The organism is Roseivirga sp. UBA1976 (assembly GCF_002336325.1).
GTDB lineage: Bacteria > Bacteroidota > Bacteroidia > Cytophagales > Cyclobacteriaceae > Roseivirga > Roseivirga thermotolerans.
The window spans coordinates 23,925-25,022 of the sequence record NZ_DDDQ01000137.1 but is presented as its reverse complement, the minus strand read 5'-3'; the positions used below and the strand labels follow the sequence as shown (position 1 = coordinate 25,022).

Here is a 1,098-nt window from a genome sequence, read left to right as displayed (position 1 = left end):
CAGACTGAACCAAAGCACCCAATGACTGTGAGAGGGCATCTTGAAAATCCTGTGCGCTGGTAATGAGCGATTCGTTGCTACCACCACCAATGGCATACTGTAGTATATCGTTGCTACCGAGCCAGTAAGTAAAGAAAGTTGGTGAAGTAGCCAGAGCATCGCCCAATACTGTGCTGGTACCCGGGGCAGAGGCAAACCGGGCATAGTAAGGGTTATTGGCCAGGCTTGGGCTCAATACCTCGGTAATTCTCATGCCCGGCACTCCAAAGTTGTTCAATTCTGCTTTGTTGCCACCGTATGCAGTAGGCAGTTCTCCGGGAGTGGGAACCGGTTTTGCCAGTGCCAGACTAAGCAGGAATCTTCCTTGATCATCACTAGTTCCCGGCTGACCGTCAGGTCCCGGGCCGCTATATCCATTTACAGAGTTAATATCCGGTTGGTTAAAGCTTCCTCCACCAACTCCGGAAATTTGAAACTGTGCGGCCAGGAGGGCAGGGATCGAATGGTTTTGCCCATCGGTATAGAGGGCACCATCCATTACTCCTGCAGCCAGTGAATTACCAATGGCCACATATTGGGAGAAGTCTAAAACTCCGGGGTCACCGCTAGGGGCTTCAGGTAGCGGGTTGTCTTTAAGTTGTTGCTCGAGTATGGCATCTTCTTCATCACATGAGAAGGTGACAAAGGCCAAGGGCAACATGGCTAATAAATATATTTTTAGTCGTTTCATTTTCATCATGATTATTTGAAGAATTCGTCAAAAGTAAACTGGATGTAGTAGATACTACCAATTGTGGGGTTACCAAACGAAGTGGTGTATCGTTCGTTCAGAATGTTGCTGGCCCCCAGCTTAAAGGTAGATTTCCATTCCGGAATTTTGTAAGACACCTGGGCATCTAGAGTGCCAAAATCAGGAATTATACCCACACCAAACGAAGACTCCCACAAGAAGGCTTGCTGCCACCTGTAGTTTATTTGGAAACCAAGCTTGTCGGTCACTTTTCGATTACCCACTTTCAGGTTGTATCTGTATTTGGGTGTATTATAGGCTGCTCTAAAACCCTGAGCCAACAGGTCGGCTTGCGAAATAAGTTCGTT

Annotated in this window: 2 pseudogenes; both read right to left on the bottom strand. The window is 47.4% G+C overall.

The features are described from left to right. Nucleotides 1-730 (bottom strand): annotated as a pseudogene (locus B3763_RS13585) (hypothetical protein); the annotation flags it as partial. 11 nt (nucleotides 731-741) lie between these two features. Beyond that, a pseudogene (locus B3763_RS13580) lies at nucleotides 742-1,098 on the bottom strand (TonB-dependent receptor); the annotation flags it as partial.